Raw genomic sequence first — 16,294 nt, 5'->3', positions numbered from 1 at the left:
GCCTAGGCTGGTCGCGGGAAGCGACCGGAGCGGCGGCATGGATGCCTATCCCCATCTCAAGATCCTGATCAGCCTGATCCTTGGGCTTGCGATCACCCGCGTGCTGTCGGGGCTGTCGCGCCGCGTCCAGCAACCTGCCTGGACCGAGGGCATGTTTTCCCAGATCGTCTGGTCGCTGGTGCTGCTGCTGGGGGCGGTGCATTTCTGGTGGTGGGAATTCGCGCTGCGTCGTGTCGATACCTGGCATTTCGGCGCCTATGTCTTCGTGCTGTCCTATGCCTCGCTGCATTTCCTGATGGCGACGCTGCTTTACCCTGACGCGCTGCCCGACCATGCCGAAAGCGAGCGTTTCTTCATGCGCCGCCGCGGGTTGTTCTTTGGGCTGTTTGGCCTGTCCTTTGCCTTCGATCTGGGGGACACCCTGCTGAAGGGCACGGCGCATCTGCAGGGTCTCGGGCCGGAATATCCGATCCGGCTTGGGCTTGGGGTGCTGGCCGCAATCCTGGCGCTGCGTGCGCGCAGCTCGCGTGCGGTCGGGCTGATCGGGCTGGCCTGGCTGGTCTATGACCTCAGCTGGATCATCCGGCGCTATGACGGGCTTGACTGACGCCTTTCCGCTTGCAGTCCGGCGCGGCCCGCATCTAGGCTGCGCATCTGCGAAGCCGGTCTCCGGCATGTCGCCCAGCCCCAGCCCGTCCGACAGCTTCGGAGCGGGGAAATTTCGCGCAGGACCGTCTCGGGCCCTTGCGCCTTGGCTTGCCACCGCTATAACCCCGGACGATTTATCAGCCGCCAGCCCGAGGACATCATGCCGAAAAGAACCGATATCAAATCCATCCTGATCATCGGCGCCGGCCCCATCGTCATCGGGCAGGCTTGCGAATTCGACTATTCCGGCGCCCAGGCCTGCAAGGCGCTGCGGGAAGAAGGCTACCGGGTCATCCTGGTGAACTCGAACCCGGCGACGATCATGACCGACCCGGAAATGGCGGACGCCACCTATATCGAACCGATCACCCCCGAGGTTGTCGAAAAGATCATCGCCAAGGAACGCCCCGACGCGCTTTTGCCGACGATGGGCGGGCAGACCGGCCTGAACACGGCGCTGGCACTGGCCGACATGGGCGTGCTGAACCGTTATGGTGTCGAACTGATCGGCGCGCAGCGCGCAGCCATCGAGATGGCCGAGGACCGCAAACTGTTCCGCGAGGCGATGGACCGCATCGGGCTGGAGAACCCGCGCGCGACCATCGTCGCCGCACCGAAACTGGCCAATGGCAAATACGACATCCAGTCGGGTATCGCGCAGGCGCTGGCCGATCTTGAAGAAATCGGCCTGCCCGCGATCATCCGCCCCGCCTTTACCCTTGGCGGCACTGGTGGCGGCGTGGCCTATAACCGCGACGATTACGAACGCATCGTGCGCTCGGGGCTGGAAGCCTCGCCCGTGGCGCAGGTGCTCGTCGATGAATCGCTGCTGGGCTGGAAAGAGTACGAATTCGAGGTCGTCCGCGACCGCGCCGACAACGCCATCATCGTCTGTTCGATCGAGAACGTCGATCCGATGGGCGTGCATACCGGCGACTCGATCACCGTCGCTCCGGCGTTGACCCTGACCGATCGCGAATACCAGCGCATGCGGAACGGAAGCATCGCCGTGCTGCGCGAGATCGGCGTGGAAACCGGCGGCTCGAACGTGCAATGGGCGGTGAACCCCAAGGACGGCCGCATGGTCGTGATCGAGATGAACCCGCGGGTCTCGCGCAGCTCGGCTCTGGCCTCGAAGGCGACGGGCTTCCCGATTGCGAAGGTCGCGGCGAAGCTGGCCGTCGGCTATACGCTGGACGAGCTGGACAACGACATCACCAAGGTGACGCCGGCCTCATTCGAGCCCTCGATCGACTATGTCGTGACCAAGATCCCGCGCTTTGCCTTCGAGAAATTCCCCGGATCGAAGCCGGAACTGACCACGGCGATGAAATCGGTGGGCGAGGTCATGGCGATTGGCCGGACGTTCCACGAGTCGCTGCAGAAGGCGCTGACCTCGATGGAGAATGGGCTGACCGGTCTTGACGAGATCGAGATCGTCGGCGCGCCCGAGAAATCGGCCATCGTCAAGGCGATCAGCGCCCAGACCCCCGACCGTGTGCGCCTGATCGCGCAAGCCATGCGCCACGGCTTGACCGATGACGAGATCGGACATGCGACCGCTTTTGATCCTTGGTTCCTGGCCCGCCTGCGCGAGATCGTCGATGCCGAGGACGTGGTCCGCGCCTCGGGCCTGCCCGCCGATCTGGACGGGCTGCGCAAGCTGAAGATGATGGGCTTCACCGATGCCCGCCTTGCGGCGCTTTCGGGGCGCTCGGAAACGGCCGTACGCCATGCCCGCCGCGCGCTGGAACTGCATCCGGTCTTCAAGCGCATCGATACCTGCGCCGCCGAATTCGAGGCGCAGACCCCCTATATGTATTCGACCTATGAAGCGCCCGCGATGGGCGATGTCGAAAACGAGGCTCGTCCCAGCGACCGCAAGAAGGTCGTGATCCTTGGTGGTGGTCCGAACCGTATCGGTCAGGGGATCGAGTTCGATTATTGCTGCTGTCATGCCTGTTTCTCGCTGACCAAGGCCGGCTTCGAGACGATCATGATCAACTGCAACCCCGAGACCGTGTCGACCGACTACGACACCTCGGACCGGCTGTACTTCGAACCGCTGACGCTGGAACATGTGCTTGAGATCCTGCGTATCGAGCAGGAAAACGGCACGCTGCACGGGGTCATCGTCCAGTTCGGTGGCCAGACGCCCCTGAAACTTGCCAACGCGCTTGAGGCCGAGGGCATCCCGATCCTGGGCACCAGCCCCGACGCCATCGACCTGGCCGAGGACCGCGAGCGGTTCCAGAAGCTGCTGAACGATCTGGATCTGCGCCAGCCGATCAACGGCATCGCCCGCAGCGATGCCGAGGCGCTGGAGATCGCCGGCCGGATCGGCTTCCCGCTGGTCATCCGCCCGTCTTACGTGCTGGGCGGCCGCGCGATGGAGATCGTGCGCGACATGGATCAGCTGAACCGCTATATCCGCGAGGCCGTGAAGGTGTCGGGCGACAGCCCCGTGCTGCTCGACAGCTACCTGTCCGGCGCGATCGAGGTCGATGTGGACGCGCTGTCCGACGGCAAAACCGTCCATGTCGCGGGCATCATGGAGCATATCGAGGAAGCCGGGGTCCATTCCGGCGACAGTGCCTGCTCGCTGCCGCCGCATACGCTGGACGCTGCCACCATTGCCGAGATCAAGTCCCAGACCGTGGCCATGGCCAAGGCGCTGAACGTCGTCGGCCTGATGAACGTGCAATTCGCGATCAAGGACGGCACGATCTACGTTCTCGAGGTGAACCCGCGGGCTTCGCGCACCGTGCCTTTTGTGGCCAAGGCCACCGACAGCGCCATCGCCTCGATCGCGGCGCGCCTGATGGCGGGCGAGCCGATGTCGAACTTCCCGGCCCGCGAGGCTTATCCGGCGAATGTCGGCCCGGAAACCGCGCTGCCTTTCGCCGACCCGCTGACGCTGGCCGACCCGAACACGCCCTGGTTCTCGGTCAAGGAGGCTGTGCTGCCATTCGCGCGCTTCCCCGGTGTCGACACGCTGCTTGGCCCCGAGATGCGCTCGACGGGCGAAGTCATGGGCTGGGATCGCACCTTTGCACGCGCCTTCCTGAAGGCGCAGATGGGCGCGGGCACGCACCTGCCGACCGAAGGTCTGGTCTTCGTCTCGGTCAAGGACGCCGACAAGTCCGATGCGCTGGCCGAGGCGGCCCGCGATCTGACCGGAATGGGCTTCCGTCTGCTGGCGACCAGCGGCACCGCGGAATTCCTGCGCGGGGCAGGGGTCGAGACGGAACTGGTGAACAAGGTCTATGAGGGCCGCCCGAACATTGTCGACCGTCTGAAGAACGGTGAGATCGTCATGGTCCTGAACACCACCGAGGGAGCGCAGGCCATTGCCGACTCGCGCGACATTCGGGCCGTCGCGCTGAATGACAAGATCCCCTACTTCACCACCGCTGCCGGAAGCATCGCGGCGGTGGCAGCGATCAAGTCGCGCGAAGAGGGAGAGGTCAGCGTCCGTTCGCTGCAAGCCTGATCCGCACGCCAGATCCGATTGAAATTCCTTGGGGGCCCCGCGCAAGCGGGGCCCCTTGCCATTTGCCTCTTGCGTTGGGGCAATCGCGCTTTCGGACCTTGGTCTCAGGTATTTTCAGACCTTGGGGTCAGGGACACTGCGCATCAGGTCTGACGACCCCGCGCAGGGGTCCGGACAGGCTGGAGCAATCGCAGGGCACGGCGCCAGATGGGGGTGGCTGGGACCAGAAATCCCGCCCAACTCAGGAGGATGACCGATGAAGACCCTGATGATCCTGGCTGCGCTGGCGCTGTCTGCCGCCCCGGCGCTGGCCCAGCCCGCGATGGTCGGCAAGACCGCCAGCGGCGAGGTGCTGGTCGATGCCAAGGGCATGACGCTTTACACTTTTGACAAGGACGGCGGCGGCGCCTCGGCCTGCGTGGGCGAGTGCGCGGTGAACTGGCCGCCGCTGCCCGCCGCATCCGACGCAAAGGCCGAGGGTGACTTCGCCCCCATCGCGCGGGCCGACGGTTCGGCCCAATGGGCCTACAAGGGCAAGCCGCTTTATACCTGGATCAAGGACAAGGCGCCCGGCGACATTACCGGCGATGGCGTGAAGGAGGTCTGGCACCTTGCCCGACCCTGAAGGGGGCAGGGGCTGGCCGGCGATTGTGGCCCGTCCCACCTGACCTGACCGGTGCACATGAAGAACGGCCGGGGACGCGGGTCTTCGGCCGCTTCTGCCTGCCGTGTCGGCAAGGGAACCGGCGCGGCGCCTGGGCGTTCACCGGAAAGGACCGGGCACATCCCATCCATCGGATGGCGCCCACTATCGCGGATTCAAAGGCTTGAATGGGGAAAGGGCGCGGGTGTCTCCGGCCCGCGCCCTCCCTCGTCGCTCGAGCGCACCCCACCACAAGCACGAAAGAGCGACTGTCTCGTAAAGGAATCGATCACCGCATCATGCCCTGCAACCCTGTCGCAGTCGAGCATTGCGCCAGAACCTTCGCGCAGGGCCACGGAGCAGAAGGGATGATACCAAATACTCGTTAAACTTCTAACGGGAACTGCAATGCACGACCGTGGGTTGAAGGAACTTGCCCGAATCCTGCCGATCTTCTGCGGCAACCGCGCGTCCTTTCGTCCCGATCTCATTGCGATCAGGATAGTCACATTCGGTCGTGAACGCGACGTGAAATCGAATAAAGAACTGATAAAAGCCGGGATTGGCGCCGAATAGTGATTCGTCTGGACCTTGTACAGGTGGGTAAGGACGGCATTTCCCGTTGCCCGCGCCGCCTCGCGCCGCTATCGCAGTCCAAAAGGTTCGGGATCCCATGAGCGTCAACAGTTTCGGCCGCGTCTTCACCTTCACCACCTGGGGCGAAAGCCACGGACCGGCGCTTGGCGTCACCGTGGACGGCTGCCCGCCGGGTGTCTCGCTGGATGAAGCCTTCGTGCAGCAATTCCTGGATCGCCGGCGTCCCGGAACCTCGAAATTCACCACGCAGCGGCAAGAGCCGGATCAGGTCCGCATCCTGTCCGGCCTGTTCGAGGGCAAGACTACCGGCACCCCGATCCAGCTGATGATCGAGAATACCGACCAGCGCAGCAAGGATTATGGCGACATTGCCCAGGCCTTCCGTCCAGGTCATGCCGACATTGCCTATCACCTGAAATACGGGATCCGCGATTATCGCGGCGGGGGACGCTCCAGCGCGCGCGAAACCGCGGCACGAGTCGCGGCAGGGGGCGTCGCGCAGGCGGCGTTGCAGGCGCTTGTGCCGGGGCTGAAGATCACCGGCTACATGGTCCAGATGGGTGCGCTTCACCTTGACCGGGCGAATTTCGATCCGTCCGAAATCCCGAACAATCCGTTCTTCCTGCCCGATGCCACGGCCGTGCCCGCGTGGGAGGAGTACCTGAACGGCATCCGCAAGGACCAGAACAGCGTCGGCGCCGCGATCGAGGTGCTGATCCAGGGTTGCCCGCCCGGCCTTGGCGCACCGGTCTATGGCAAGCTCGACACGGATCTGGCCGCGGCCATGATGTCGATCAACGCGGTCAAGGGTGTCGAGATCGGCGAAGGCATGGGCGCCGCCGCGCTAACCGGGACCGAGAACGCGGACGAGATCCGCATGGGCAATGACGGGCCGCGCTTTCTGTCGAACCACGCGGGCGGCATCCTGGGCGGCATCTCGACCGGGCAGGACATTGTCCTGCGCTTTGCGGTGAAGCCGACCAGCTCGATCCTGACTCCGCGCCGGACCATCAACCACAAGGGCGAGGAGATCGAGCTGATCACCAAGGGGCGGCACGATCCCTGCGTCGGCATCCGCGCCGTTCCGATCGCCGAGGCCATGACCGCCTGCGTGATCCTGGATCACCTGATGCTGGATCGCGCCCAGACCGGTGGTGTCCGCGGCACCATCGGCTGACGGGTTATCCACGGGATTCTTGCGGCGATGCGGTTTTCCGGGTTATTGTCACATAGCCGTCACACTTCCTTTGCATAAGCGTCGCATCTCGACACTAGGGATCGCGCAGGCCCTTCACGGCCCCCAGGAAATGTCAGGAGTCATCCTATGAAATCCGCGAAACTCGCTGTTTCGGCCCTTGCAATGATCGCCGCTTCGGCGACCATCGCCTCTGCCCGTGACCAGATCCAAGTCGCCGGCTCGTCGACCGTTCTGCCCTATGCCACCATCGTTGCCGAGGCTTTCGGCGAGAACACCGACTTCCCGACCCCGGTCGTGGAATCGGGTGGCTCTTCGGCCGGCCTGAAGAAATTCTGCGAGGGCGTGGGTGAGAACACCATCGACATCGCGAACTCGTCGCGGCCGATCAAGGAATCGGAAATCGCGGCTTGCAAGGGCGCGGGCGTCACCGACATCATGGAAGTCCGCATCGGCTATGACGGGATCGTCTTTGCCAGCGACATTTCGGGCAACGACTTCCAATTCACCGCGCAGGACTGGTTCAACGCGCTGGCCGCACAGGTCGTCAAGGACGGCAAGGTCGTCGCCAACCCCTATACCAAGTGGAACGAGATCCGCGCCGATCTGCCCGAGCAGGACATCCTGGCCTTCGTTCCGGGCACCAAGCACGGCACCCGTGAAGTGTTCGAGGAAAAGGTGATCGCGGCGGGCTGCAAGGAATCGGGCGCTGCCGATGCCTTCAAGGCCGAGCTGGGCGAAGAGAAGGCCGGCGAGGCCTGCATGGCGCTGCGCACCGACGGCAAGTCGGTCGACATCGACGGCGACTATACCGAGACCCTGGCCCGCATCCAGTCGGCCAAGAACGGCATCGGCGTCTTCGGCCTGTCCTTCTACGAGAACAACACCGACAAGCTGAAGGTCGCAACCTTCGCCGGCGTCACCCCCTCGACCGAGAGCATCTCGACGGGTGAATACGCCGTGTCGCGCCCGCTGTTCTTCTATGTGAAGAAGGCCCATATCGGTGAAATCCAGGGCCTGAAGGAATTTGTGGAATTCTTCGTCTCGGACGAACTGGCCGGTCCTGACGGGCCGCTGGCCGCCTATGGCCTTGTCTCGGACCCCGAACTGGCCGCGACCCAGGCTGCGGTTTCGGCTGAAACCGTCCTGACCAACTGATCCGGTCGGCGCGGGGTGCGATGACGCCTCGCGCCGCCTTCTTCCTTTCCCAACGCCCCGAGGCTCACATGCCTGTCTCCTGGACCCTGCTGATCGTCCTGGCCATGGCAGTTGCGGGATTCTTCATGGGCCGTTCGCGTGTTCTCGCGGCGGCCGGTGGCGATTCCCGTCGGCTGCATTCGCGCACCAGCTATTACGGCTGGAACGTCGCGCTGTTTACCGTTTTGCCTGCCCTGTTCCTGATCGCGATATGGATATTTGCGCAACCGGACGTGAATCGCACGCTGCTCGCGGGCGTGGCGCTGGTCCTGGCCATCGCGGGTCTTGTGATGACGCTGGGCCGCAGCACGCCCGAGTTCCGCGCCCGCATCGCGGTTGAAGCGGTTGTGCGCGGCCTGCTGATCCTGTGCTCCAGCATCGCGATCCTGACCACCGCCGGCATCGTCCTGTCGATGCTGTTCGAGACGGGGCAATTCTTCCGCCAATATTCGTGGAGCGATTTCTTCTTCGGCACGACCTGGTCGCCGCGCTTTGGCGGTGGGTCGCAACTGGGGATGTTGCCGCTGCTTTGGGGCACGCTTTACATCTCGATGATCGCGCTGGCCGTCTCAATCCCGATCGGGCTTTTCGCGGCGGTCTACATGTCCGAATACGCGACGCCCCGCATGCGCGGCATCGTGAAGCCGCTGATCGAGGTGCTGGCCGGGATCCCGACCATCGTCTATGGCCTTTTCGCGCTGACCATCGTCGGACCGCTGCTTCGCGACTATTTCGCGCAGCCGCTGGGGCTGGGCAGTTCGGGGTCGTCGGTGATGACCGCGGGACTGGTCATGGGGATCATGCTGATCCCGTTCGTCAGCTCGCTTTCCGATGACATCATCAACGCCGTCCCGCAATCGCTGCGCGACGGCGCGCTTGGCCTTGGTTCGACCAAGTCCGAGACCGTGCGCAAGGTCGTCCTGCCCGCAGCCCTTCCGGGCATCGTGGGCGCGATCCTTTTGGCCGCCAGCCGCGCCATCGGCGAGACGATGATCGTGGTGCTGGGGGCAGGCGCCTCGGCCCAGATGGGGCTGAACCCGTTCGAGGCGATGACCACCATTACCGTCAAGATCGTCAGCCAGCTGACCGGCGACACCGACTTCGCCGCGCCTGAAACGCTGGTCGCCTTTGCGCTTGGCCTGACCCTGTTCGTCCTGACGCTGGGGCTGAACATCTTCGCGCTCTACATCGTGCGCAAATACCGGGAGCAATACGAATGAGTGACGCCACCATTTCGGCCGGCGCCCCGGCTTCCCAACCCAGGGCCTCGCTGCTGGTCCCGGACGCCCGCACCCGCAAGCGCAATGCCGCCGAAGCGCGTTTCCGGGCCTATGGGCTTGGCGCGATCATCATCTCGCTTCTGGCGCTGGTGGTGCTGCTGTTCACCATCTTCGGCGGTGGCATCGGCGCGTTCCGCCAGACCTATCTGACGATCCCCGTCACGCTGGACGCGGCGCAGCTTGACAAGTCAGGCAACCGCGACCCCGAAGAGATCAAGAAAGTCCTGACGCTGGCCTATGGCAAGATCCTTGACCAGTCGCTTCAGGCAGTCATCGCGCAGAACGGCATCGCGATCGAGGGGATCGCCGACAAGGATGTTTCGAACCTGATTTCAAAAGAGGCCTCGGCCCAGCTGCGCGCGCAGGTGCTGGCCGACCCGGAACTGATCGGCCAGACCATCCAGGCGCGCGTCCTGGTGAACGGCCGCGTCGACGGCTTCTACAAGGGCCGGGTGACGATGGAGTCGGCCGCACGTGACAGCAATACCTCGCCGGCGCAGCTGCAACTGGCCGAGGCGCTGAAGGACAAGGGGATGCTGGCGACCAAGTGGAACTGGTCATTCCTGACCAATCCCGACGCATCGGACCAGCGCCCCGAGGCCGCAGGCGTGGGCGTGGCCATTCTCGGCTCGCTTTACATGATGCTGGTGGTGCTTTTCCTTGCCGTCCCGATCGGCACGGCCGCCGCGATCTATCTTGAGGAATTCGCGCCGAAGAACCGCCTGACCGACATCATCGAGGTGAACATCTCGAACCTTGCGGCGGTGCCCTCGATCGTCTTCGGTATCCTTGGCCTTGCCGCCTTCATCAACTTTGCCCACCTGCCGCAATCGGCGCCGATCGTGGGCGGGCTGGTGCTGGTGCTGATGACGCTGCCGCGCATCATCATTCCCGCCCGCGCGGCACTGAAGTCGGTCCCCCCCTCGATCCGCGACGCGGCGCTGGGGGTCGGGGCCTCGAAGATGCAGTCGGTCTTTCACCACGTCCTGCCGCTGGCGACGCCCGGCATCCTGACCGGCGTCATCCTGGGGCTGGCACAGGCGCTGGGTGAAACCGCGCCCCTGCTGCTGATCGGCATGGTCGCCTTCGTCAAGAACTTCCCGGCGGCCCCGCCCGCAGGGCTTTTCGATCCCGCATCGGCCCTGCCGGTCCAGGTCTACAACTGGACCCAGCGCGCCGACCCCGCCTTCATGGAGCGGGCATCGGGCGCGATCATCGTGCTGCTGATCTTCCTGCTTTGCATGAACCTTTTCGCCATCTTCCTGCGTCGCAAGTTCGAGCGGCGGTGGTAAATCCAGAAGGAGTTGCCAATATGAACGACATGAGAATTCTGGAGCGCGCCGTGCAGCAGACCGATATCAAGATTTCCGCCCGCAAGGTGCAGGTCTATTACGGTGAAAAGCAGGCCATCAAGGACGTGGATGTCGACATCCTCGACAAGACGGTCACGGCCTTCATCGGACCCTCGGGCTGCGGCAAGTCGACCTTCCTGCGCTGCCTGAACCGGATGAACGACACCATCGACAGCAGCCGGGTCGAAGGCAAGATCACGCTGGACGGCGAGGATATCTACGACAAGCGCGTCGACCCGGTGCAGCTGCGCGCCCGGATCGGCATGGTCTTCCAGAAGCCGAACCCCTTTCCGAAATCGATCTATGAGAACGTGGCCTATGGCCCGCGCATCCACGGCCTGGCCCGCAACCGGGCCGAGCTTGACGAGATCGTCGAGAAGTCGCTGCGCGGCGCCGCGCTGTGGAATGAAGTCAAGGACCGCCTGAACGAACCCGGCACCGGCCTTTCCGGCGGCCAACAGCAACGTCTTTGCATCGCGCGTGCCGTGGCCACCCAGCCGGAAGTGCTGCTGATGGACGAACCCTGTTCAGCCCTTGACCCGATTGCCACCAGCCAGGTTGAGGATCTGATCGACCAGCTTCGCTCGGAATATTCGGTGGTGATCGTCACCCACTCGATGCAGCAGGCCGCGCGCGTCAGCCAGAAGACCGCGTTCTTCCACCTGGGCAACCTGGTCGAATACGGCGACACCGATGACATTTTCACCCGGCCGCGCGATCCGCGCACGGAAAGCTATATCTCTGGCCGCATCGGCTGAGCCGGAAAAGGATATTATCATGAACAGCGAACGCCATATCATGTCGGCATTCGACCGCGATCTGGAGACCGTCCAGGCGCTGGTCGTCAAGATGGGCGGCATGGTCGAGACTGCCATCCACGACGCCGCCATCGCGCTTGAAACCCGCGACGAGGAACTGGCCGAGGAAGTGCGCCGCCGCGATGCCGCGATCGACGCGCTGGAGCACCAGATCAACGAAGAGGCCGCCCGCCTGATCGCCCTGCGCGCGCCTCGCGCGACCGACCTGCGCACCGCGCTGACCGTGATCAAGATCTCGGCCATCCTCGAGCGGGTCGGCGATTACGCCAAGAACATCGCCAAGCGCAGCCATGTGCTGGTCCACATGCCCGCGGTCGAAAGCTCGGGCATGGCGCTGCGCCGCATGTCGGGCACGGTCGAGGGCATGATGAAGGACGCCCTGGACGCCTATATCCAGCGCGACCCGGAACTGGCCGCGGACGTGCGCAAGCGCGACCTTGAAGTCGACCAGATGTATAACGCGCTGTTCCGCGAATTCCTGACCTACATGATGGAAGACCCGCGCAACATCACGGCCTGCATGCACCTGCATTTCATCGCCAAGAACATCGAACGCATGGGCGACCATGCCACCGGCATTGCCGAGCAGGTGATCTACCTCGCGACGGGCGAGCTGCCCGATGACGCGCGCCCGAAAAGCGAAAGCGTCACCCGCGCCACCCTGAACGAGGGAGAGGACTGAGACATGGCTCAGGCACAACCCTGCGTTCTGGTGGTCGAGGACGAGGGCGCGCAGCGGGAAGTCCTGAAATACAATCTCGAGGCAGAGGGCTTCTCGGTCGTTCTGGCCGAGAATGGCGACGAGGCGATGCTTCTTGTCGCCGAGGAACAGCCTGATCTGATCGTCCTGGACTGGATGCTGCCGAATGTCAGCGGGATCGAGGTCTGCCGCCGCGTCAAGGCGGATCCCAACACCCGCCAGATCCCGATCATCATGCTGTCGGCCCGCTCGGAAGAGGTCGACCGCGTCCGGGGGCTGGAAACCGGCGCCGATGACTATGTCATCAAGCCCTATTCGGTGGTCGAGCTGATGGCCCGCCTGCGCACGCAGCTGCGCCGCACGCGGCCCGCCTCGATGGGCGAAAGGCTGAGCTTTGCGGATATTATTCTGGATGCGGGCGAGCATCGCGTCTTTCGCGCCGGAACCGCGCTGCACCTTGGCCCGACCGAATTTCGGCTTCTGTCGACGCTGATGGAAAAGCCCGGCCGCGTCTGGACGCGCGAGCAGCTTCTGGACCGGGTCTGGGGACGGGACATCTATGTCGACACGCGCACGATCGACGTGCATGTCGGGCGTTTGCGCAAGGCGCTGATGGTGAACGGGGGGGACAATCCCGTGCGCACCGTCCGGGGAACCGGCTATGCGCTAGGTTGAAAGACCGGGGAAACCCTGAAGACCGCGGGCTGAACGCCCGCGGTCTTTTCGCATGCCGTCACGACCCGCTTTGTTCCAGCAGGTCGGTGATCCGGCGGATGGCGACGCGGCGGTTGTCGCGGGTGTCGCCTTCGGTCGGAACCAGCAGGAACTCTTCACCATAGCCCTGCACCACCATGTTTTCCGGCGGCACCTGGTAATACTCTGTCAGGGCCAGCGCGACGGATTCGGCGCGGCGGTCCGACAGGGCAAGGTTCGCGGCATTCGAGCCGACGGCGTCGGTATAGCCCTCGATCATGTAGACCTCGTTCGGGTTCTGATCGATCGAGTCGCGGATCACCTTGCCGAGCGTTGCCAGTTGCTCGGCCTGGTCCGAGGACAGCGCAGCCGAGCCGGTGTCGAAGGTCACGTCGGGCACGTTGACCGGCGCAACCAGCGAGCGGACCTCGGGGATGTCGCGGATCTGGCCCAGGGTAAAGCGACGGTCCGTTCCGGATTCGCGCAGAAGCGCGGTCCGCAGGTCATCCTCGTTCCAGGGCTGACTGCTGTATTCCACAGGCTGCGGCGCCGGCAGGGTCGAAACCTGGACGGGGCGGACATTGGTGTTGTCCATCAGCCGCGTGGCCGTGCCGTCCGGACGGATCAGCGTGCGTTGCAGGACATTCGTGTCCGCGTCGCGGATCGTCACCACACGGCTGCCGTCCGCTCGCAGCACCGTGGTCCGGGTCGAACCGTCGTTGAAGGTCTCGGTCTGCACGTCCGAACCCGGCTGATACAGCAGCGCATTGTCATCGCGCACGATCTGCTGGCTGCCGTCAGGCAGGGTCAGCACGGCCCGGTCGCCGGTGTTCAGGGCAACCTGGCGGTTGCCGCTCAACATGCTGCCGACGGCATAGCCTGCGACGCCCGCCAGAAGCAGCTTGGCGATGTCGCTGCCGTGGTCGTCATCATCATCGTCGTCACGGTCGTTCCAGTAATCGTCGTCATAATAGCGGTTGTCGCGATAGTAGCGGTCGTCACGGTAGTCGTCGCGACGATCCAGCTGGCGTTCGCGCCGGTCCACCCGACGTTCGTCCTGCCGCAATTCCTGTTCCCGACGGTCCAGATTGCGGCGGATCTGCTCATTGCGGCGTGCATCGCGGGCCTGCATCCCGTCCTCGATCCGGTTATGGAAATCCTGGTTCGAGCGGCGTGCGTTCTCCTGCGTAATCCGGCGTTCCCTGACCTCGCCACGCGCCTGGTTGCCTGCGGCGGCCGCGGTGAGAGCGGCTGCGGCGGGTGCGCGGTTGCGTTCCGCAGCCTGGCGGGCCAATGCGTTCGGAGGCGTGTGACGGGCCTCGGGCGCGGGCAGGGCGGCCTTGCCCTCACCCGTCTGGATCTTGCGGAACATCTCCTTGGAGGTCAGCTGCTGGGGCTGGGGCCGGGTGTTCTGATTGGCCGCGCGCTGCTGTTCTTGTCGCTGGCGCAGCTGCTCAGCAGTCAACGGGCGGGGCTGGGCGTTATTGCCCGGCTGAACCGCGCGCTGGCCATCGGGGCGCGGCGGGTTCGGGCGCTGCTGATTGGCCTGCTGCTGTCGGCGCCGCGCCTCGTCCGCGCGCTGCGCATCGCCCTGGTGACCGGCGCGGCGCTGTTGATCCATGCGCTGTTGATCGGCATTTTGCCGCGGCCGCTGCTTTTCTTCCATCGCGCGGCGAAGTTCGTCCGCGTTTGCTGGCGGCGCCTTCTGCTGGCGACCCGGTTCGGCGCGCGGGGGCTGCTGTTGGGTATTGCGTTGCGGGCGTTGACCTTCATCGCCCATCACCGCGTTGCGTGCCGCGTCACGGGAATCGCGCGCGCGGTCCGGTGCCCCCGGTTGGTCCTTGGGCTGCGGACGCGGCTTGGCCTGCTGTTCGGGCTGGCGCTGTTCACGCTGCGGTTGGGGCCGGCGCTGTTCGGGCTGCGCCTGCTTTTGTTGCTCGGCGGGCTTCGGCTTGCGCGGCTGTTCCTGCTGCGCCTGCTGGACCTGAGGCTTGGGACGCTGCTGTTTTTCCTGCTGCTCGGCGCGTTCGCGTCGCTGCTGCTGCTGTTCCTGCTGCTTGCGCTGTTGCTGCTGCTGTTCTGCATGAGCCTTCTGCTCTTGCTGCTTGCGCTGCTGCTGCTGGCGTTGCTGCTGTTGGCGCTGCTGCTCGGCCCGCGCCTTCTGCTCTTTCTGCTTCTGCTCTTGCTGCTTGCGTTGCTGTTGCTGCTGGCGCTCCTGCAGCGCTTTCTGGGGCAGGATGACCTGTTCCTGCGCCGGAGCGCCCTGCGCGAATGCGGGGGCAATCTGCGGCGCGATCAGGGACAGGCTCGCCACGATGGCGGTGGTAGTTTTCAAGATGCGACGCATGTCGGTTCCTCTTCCGATGACGCCTGATGGGATTGCATGAAAAACCACTGTTGCGGATGCCCAGTTCCCCAACAAACCCGTTACCGGGCGTCGACGGGCCATATCCCGCCGATGGCGCATTGGCAGGAATAGCTGGGCGAAATGCATATCTCCGGGAAATTTGGGCGTTTTGTCGGCGGCGGGGCTGACGGTTCAGGCCAGCCGCACGATCCGTCCGCCGCTGAGGCGTTGGATGCGGCCCGCCAGTTCCAGTTGCAGCACCACCGGGGCCATCGTCGCGGCAGGAATGCCAAGGTCCCGAATCAACAGGTTTTCCTCGGTCGGGCTGGGCCCCAGCATGGCGAGGATCCGCCCTTCAAGGCCGACCGGGCCGCCCTGATCGCGCCCCCGCATTGGCAAAGGCCGATCTGGCTGGGTGGAAGGCGGGGGCAGGACGGGTGCCGCCGCATCGGGGGCAGTCACCGGCCGCGTTGGGACCGCCTCGGTCCCCAGCGCCGCAAGCACGTCCTGCGAATTGCGAATCAGCAGCGCGCCGTCGCGCAGCAGCGCATTGCAGCCAGCGGCGCGGGCATCCATCGGATGGCCCGGCACCGCCATCACCTCGCGCCCCTGGTCCAGTGCGGCGCGGGCCGTGATCAGGCTGCCCGAGCGATGCGCGGCCTCGATCACCACCACCGCGCGCGACAGGCCCGAGATGATTCGGTTCCGGGCGGGAAAATGACGGGCCACCGGATCGGTTCCCGGCGGCTGTTCCGAGACTAGCAGGCCTGTCTGGCAGATCGCGTCGGCCAGCGCGCCATTCTCGGCCGGATAGATGCGGTCGATGCCACCTGCCATGACCGCGACCGTGCCGGGGCCAAGCGCGGCTTCATGGGCGACGGTGTCGATGCCGCGGGCCAGCCCGGCAATCACCGTGACACCTGCCTCGGCCAGCCCCAGTGAAAGCCCGCGCGCCATGCGCAAACCCAAGGAGGAGGCATTGCGCGCCCCCACGACCGCGACGCATGGCGGGTCCAGCGCCTCGGTCCGGCCCCTGATCCACAGGATCGGCGGGGCCTCGGGGATGTCGCGCAGGGCTGGGGGATAGGCGGGGTGGTCCCAGGTCAACAGCTGGGCTCGGGCCCGTTGGCCTGCTGCGATCTCGGCCTCTGCCTCGGCGATGGAGAAGGGGGCATAGCCGCTGATCCCGGCCATCCGCGCGATTTCCGGCAGGGCGTCCAGCGCGGCTGAGGCAGATCCGTGTTCGGCCAGCAGGCGGTGGAAGGTCGCGGGGCCGACCTTGCGCGAGCGGATGAGACGCAGCACGGCAAGCCCTCCATCGCCCGGAGGTA

General features: G+C 65.0%; 14 protein-coding genes. 12 read left to right on the top strand and 2 right to left on the bottom strand.

What is annotated here, in order from left to right; translation table 11 throughout:
• Nucleotides 1–37: 37 nt before the first annotated feature.
• The 11 genes from ACO2Q4_RS11780 to phoB all read left to right on the top strand — a co-directional run bounded on the left by ACO2Q4_RS11780 (nt 38) and on the right by phoB (nt 12,598).
• The gene (locus tag ACO2Q4_RS11780) at nt 38–607 is read left to right on the top strand and encodes a hypothetical protein (protein ID WP_311758904.1); all 570 of its coding nucleotides are present in this window, start codon (nt 38–40) and stop codon (nt 605–607) included.
• 201 nt (nt 608–808) lie between these two features.
• Nucleotides 809–4,141 carry a carbamoyl-phosphate synthase large subunit gene (gene carB / locus ACO2Q4_RS11775; protein ID WP_311758905.1) on the top strand — a complete coding sequence of 1,111 codons (3,333 nt, stop codon included), beginning with the start codon at nt 809–811 and terminating at the stop codon, nt 4,139–4,141.
• 256 nt (nt 4,142–4,397) lie between these two features.
• Nucleotides 4,398–4,766: a COG4315 family predicted lipoprotein gene (locus ACO2Q4_RS11770; RefSeq protein WP_395133774.1), complete on the top strand. Its 369-nt coding sequence runs from the start codon at nt 4,398–4,400 to the stop codon at nt 4,764–4,766.
• Between the two features lie 426 nt (nt 4,767–5,192).
• Nucleotides 5,193–5,360 carry a hypothetical protein gene (locus tag ACO2Q4_RS11765; protein ID WP_311758907.1) on the top strand — a complete coding sequence of 56 codons (168 nt, stop codon included), beginning with the start codon at nt 5,193–5,195 and terminating at the stop codon, nt 5,358–5,360.
• Between the two features lie 97 nt (nt 5,361–5,457).
• Nucleotides 5,458–6,558 carry a chorismate synthase gene (gene aroC, locus ACO2Q4_RS11760; protein ID WP_423319457.1) on the top strand — a complete coding sequence of 367 codons (1,101 nt, stop codon included), beginning with the start codon at nt 5,458–5,460 and terminating at the stop codon, nt 6,556–6,558.
• A 147-nt stretch (nt 6,559–6,705) separates the two neighbouring features.
• The gene (locus ACO2Q4_RS11755; protein ID WP_311758909.1) at nt 6,706–7,734 is read left to right on the top strand and encodes a substrate-binding domain-containing protein; all 1,029 of its coding nucleotides are present in this window, start codon (nt 6,706–6,708) and stop codon (nt 7,732–7,734) included.
• A 68-nt stretch (nt 7,735–7,802) separates the two neighbouring features.
• Nucleotides 7,803–8,993, top strand: a complete 1,191-nt coding sequence (gene pstC, locus ACO2Q4_RS11750; RefSeq protein WP_311758910.1) for a phosphate ABC transporter permease subunit PstC — start codon at nt 7,803–7,805, stop codon at nt 8,991–8,993.
• Nucleotides 8,990–10,345 carry a phosphate ABC transporter permease PstA gene (gene pstA, locus ACO2Q4_RS11745; protein ID WP_311758911.1) on the top strand — a complete coding sequence of 452 codons (1,356 nt, stop codon included), beginning with the start codon at nt 8,990–8,992 and terminating at the stop codon, nt 10,343–10,345. The genes pstC and pstA overlap by 4 nt, the downstream gene beginning before the upstream one ends.
• Nucleotides 10,346–10,365: 20 nt before the next feature.
• Nucleotides 10,366–11,163, top strand: coding sequence for a phosphate ABC transporter ATP-binding protein PstB (pstB, locus tag ACO2Q4_RS11740; RefSeq protein WP_311758912.1), 798 nt, complete (start codon nt 10,366–10,368; stop codon nt 11,161–11,163).
• A gap of 19 nt (nt 11,164–11,182) precedes the next feature.
• A complete protein-coding gene (gene phoU / locus ACO2Q4_RS11735; RefSeq protein ID WP_395133780.1) occupies nt 11,183–11,905 on the top strand; it encodes a phosphate signaling complex protein PhoU in 723 nt (240 codons plus the stop codon).
• 3 nt (nt 11,906–11,908) lie between these two features.
• Nucleotides 11,909–12,598 (top strand): phosphate regulon transcriptional regulator PhoB, encoded by a 690-nt coding sequence (gene phoB / locus ACO2Q4_RS11730; RefSeq protein WP_311758914.1) that lies wholly within the window; start codon nt 11,909–11,911, stop codon nt 12,596–12,598.
• 58 nt (nt 12,599–12,656) lie between these two features.
• Here the strand turns inward: phoB and ACO2Q4_RS11725 are convergent, their stop codons facing one another.
• Nucleotides 12,657–13,988, bottom strand: coding sequence for an OmpA family protein (locus tag ACO2Q4_RS11725; RefSeq protein WP_423319453.1), 1,332 nt, complete (start codon nt 13,986–13,988; stop codon nt 12,657–12,659).
• Nucleotides 13,989–14,051: 63 nt separating this feature from the next.
• Between ACO2Q4_RS11725 and ACO2Q4_RS11720 the strand changes: the two genes are divergently transcribed.
• Nucleotides 14,052–14,990 (top strand): hypothetical protein, encoded by a 939-nt coding sequence (locus ACO2Q4_RS11720; RefSeq protein ID WP_423319451.1) that lies wholly within the window; start codon nt 14,052–14,054, stop codon nt 14,988–14,990.
• Between the two features lie 165 nt (nt 14,991–15,155).
• Here ACO2Q4_RS11720 and dprA read toward each other — a convergent pair whose 3' ends face one another.
• Nucleotides 15,156–16,268, bottom strand: a complete 1,113-nt coding sequence (gene dprA, locus ACO2Q4_RS11715) for a DNA-processing protein DprA (RefSeq protein ID WP_423319449.1) — start codon at nt 16,266–16,268, stop codon at nt 15,156–15,158.
• Nucleotides 16,269–16,294: the final 26 nt, after the last annotated feature.

Origin of the sequence: Paracoccus sp. KR1-242, from assembly GCF_049446195.1 — a bacterium.
Classification (GTDB): domain Bacteria; phylum Pseudomonadota; class Alphaproteobacteria; order Rhodobacterales; family Rhodobacteraceae; genus Paracoccus; species Paracoccus broussonetiae.
Note: the sequence above shows the minus strand (reverse complement) of the source record. Positions and strands in the feature narration are given on the sequence as shown.

What these genes read in the sequence shown, in the direction of transcription:
- carB (WP_311758905.1), top strand. Translation starts at nt 809, where the DNA reads ATGCCGAAAAGAACCGATATCAAATCCATCCTGATCATCGGCGCCGGC.
- phoU (WP_395133780.1), top strand. Translation starts at nt 11,183, where the DNA reads ATGAACAGCGAACGCCATATCATGTCGGCATTCGACCGCGATCTGGAG.
- phoB (WP_311758914.1), top strand. Translation starts at nt 11,909, where the DNA reads ATGGCTCAGGCACAACCCTGCGTTCTGGTGGTCGAGGACGAGGGCGCG.
- pstC (WP_311758910.1), top strand. Translation starts at nt 7,803, where the DNA reads ATGCCTGTCTCCTGGACCCTGCTGATCGTCCTGGCCATGGCAGTTGCG.
- ACO2Q4_RS11770 (WP_395133774.1), top strand. Translation starts at nt 4,398, where the DNA reads ATGAAGACCCTGATGATCCTGGCTGCGCTGGCGCTGTCTGCCGCCCCG.
- ACO2Q4_RS11765 (WP_311758907.1), top strand. Translation starts at nt 5,193, where the DNA reads ATGCACGACCGTGGGTTGAAGGAACTTGCCCGAATCCTGCCGATCTTC.
- aroC (WP_423319457.1), top strand. Translation starts at nt 5,458, where the DNA reads ATGAGCGTCAACAGTTTCGGCCGCGTCTTCACCTTCACCACCTGGGGC.
- pstB (WP_311758912.1), top strand. Translation starts at nt 10,366, where the DNA reads ATGAACGACATGAGAATTCTGGAGCGCGCCGTGCAGCAGACCGATATC.
- ACO2Q4_RS11725 (WP_423319453.1), bottom strand. Translation starts at nt 13,988, where the DNA reads ATGTTCCGCAAGATCCAGACGGGTGAGGGCAAGGCCGCCCTGCCCGCG.
- ACO2Q4_RS11755 (WP_311758909.1), top strand. Translation starts at nt 6,706, where the DNA reads ATGAAATCCGCGAAACTCGCTGTTTCGGCCCTTGCAATGATCGCCGCT.
- ACO2Q4_RS11780 (WP_311758904.1), top strand. Translation starts at nt 38, where the DNA reads ATGGATGCCTATCCCCATCTCAAGATCCTGATCAGCCTGATCCTTGGG.
- pstA (WP_311758911.1), top strand. Translation starts at nt 8,990, where the DNA reads ATGAGTGACGCCACCATTTCGGCCGGCGCCCCGGCTTCCCAACCCAGG.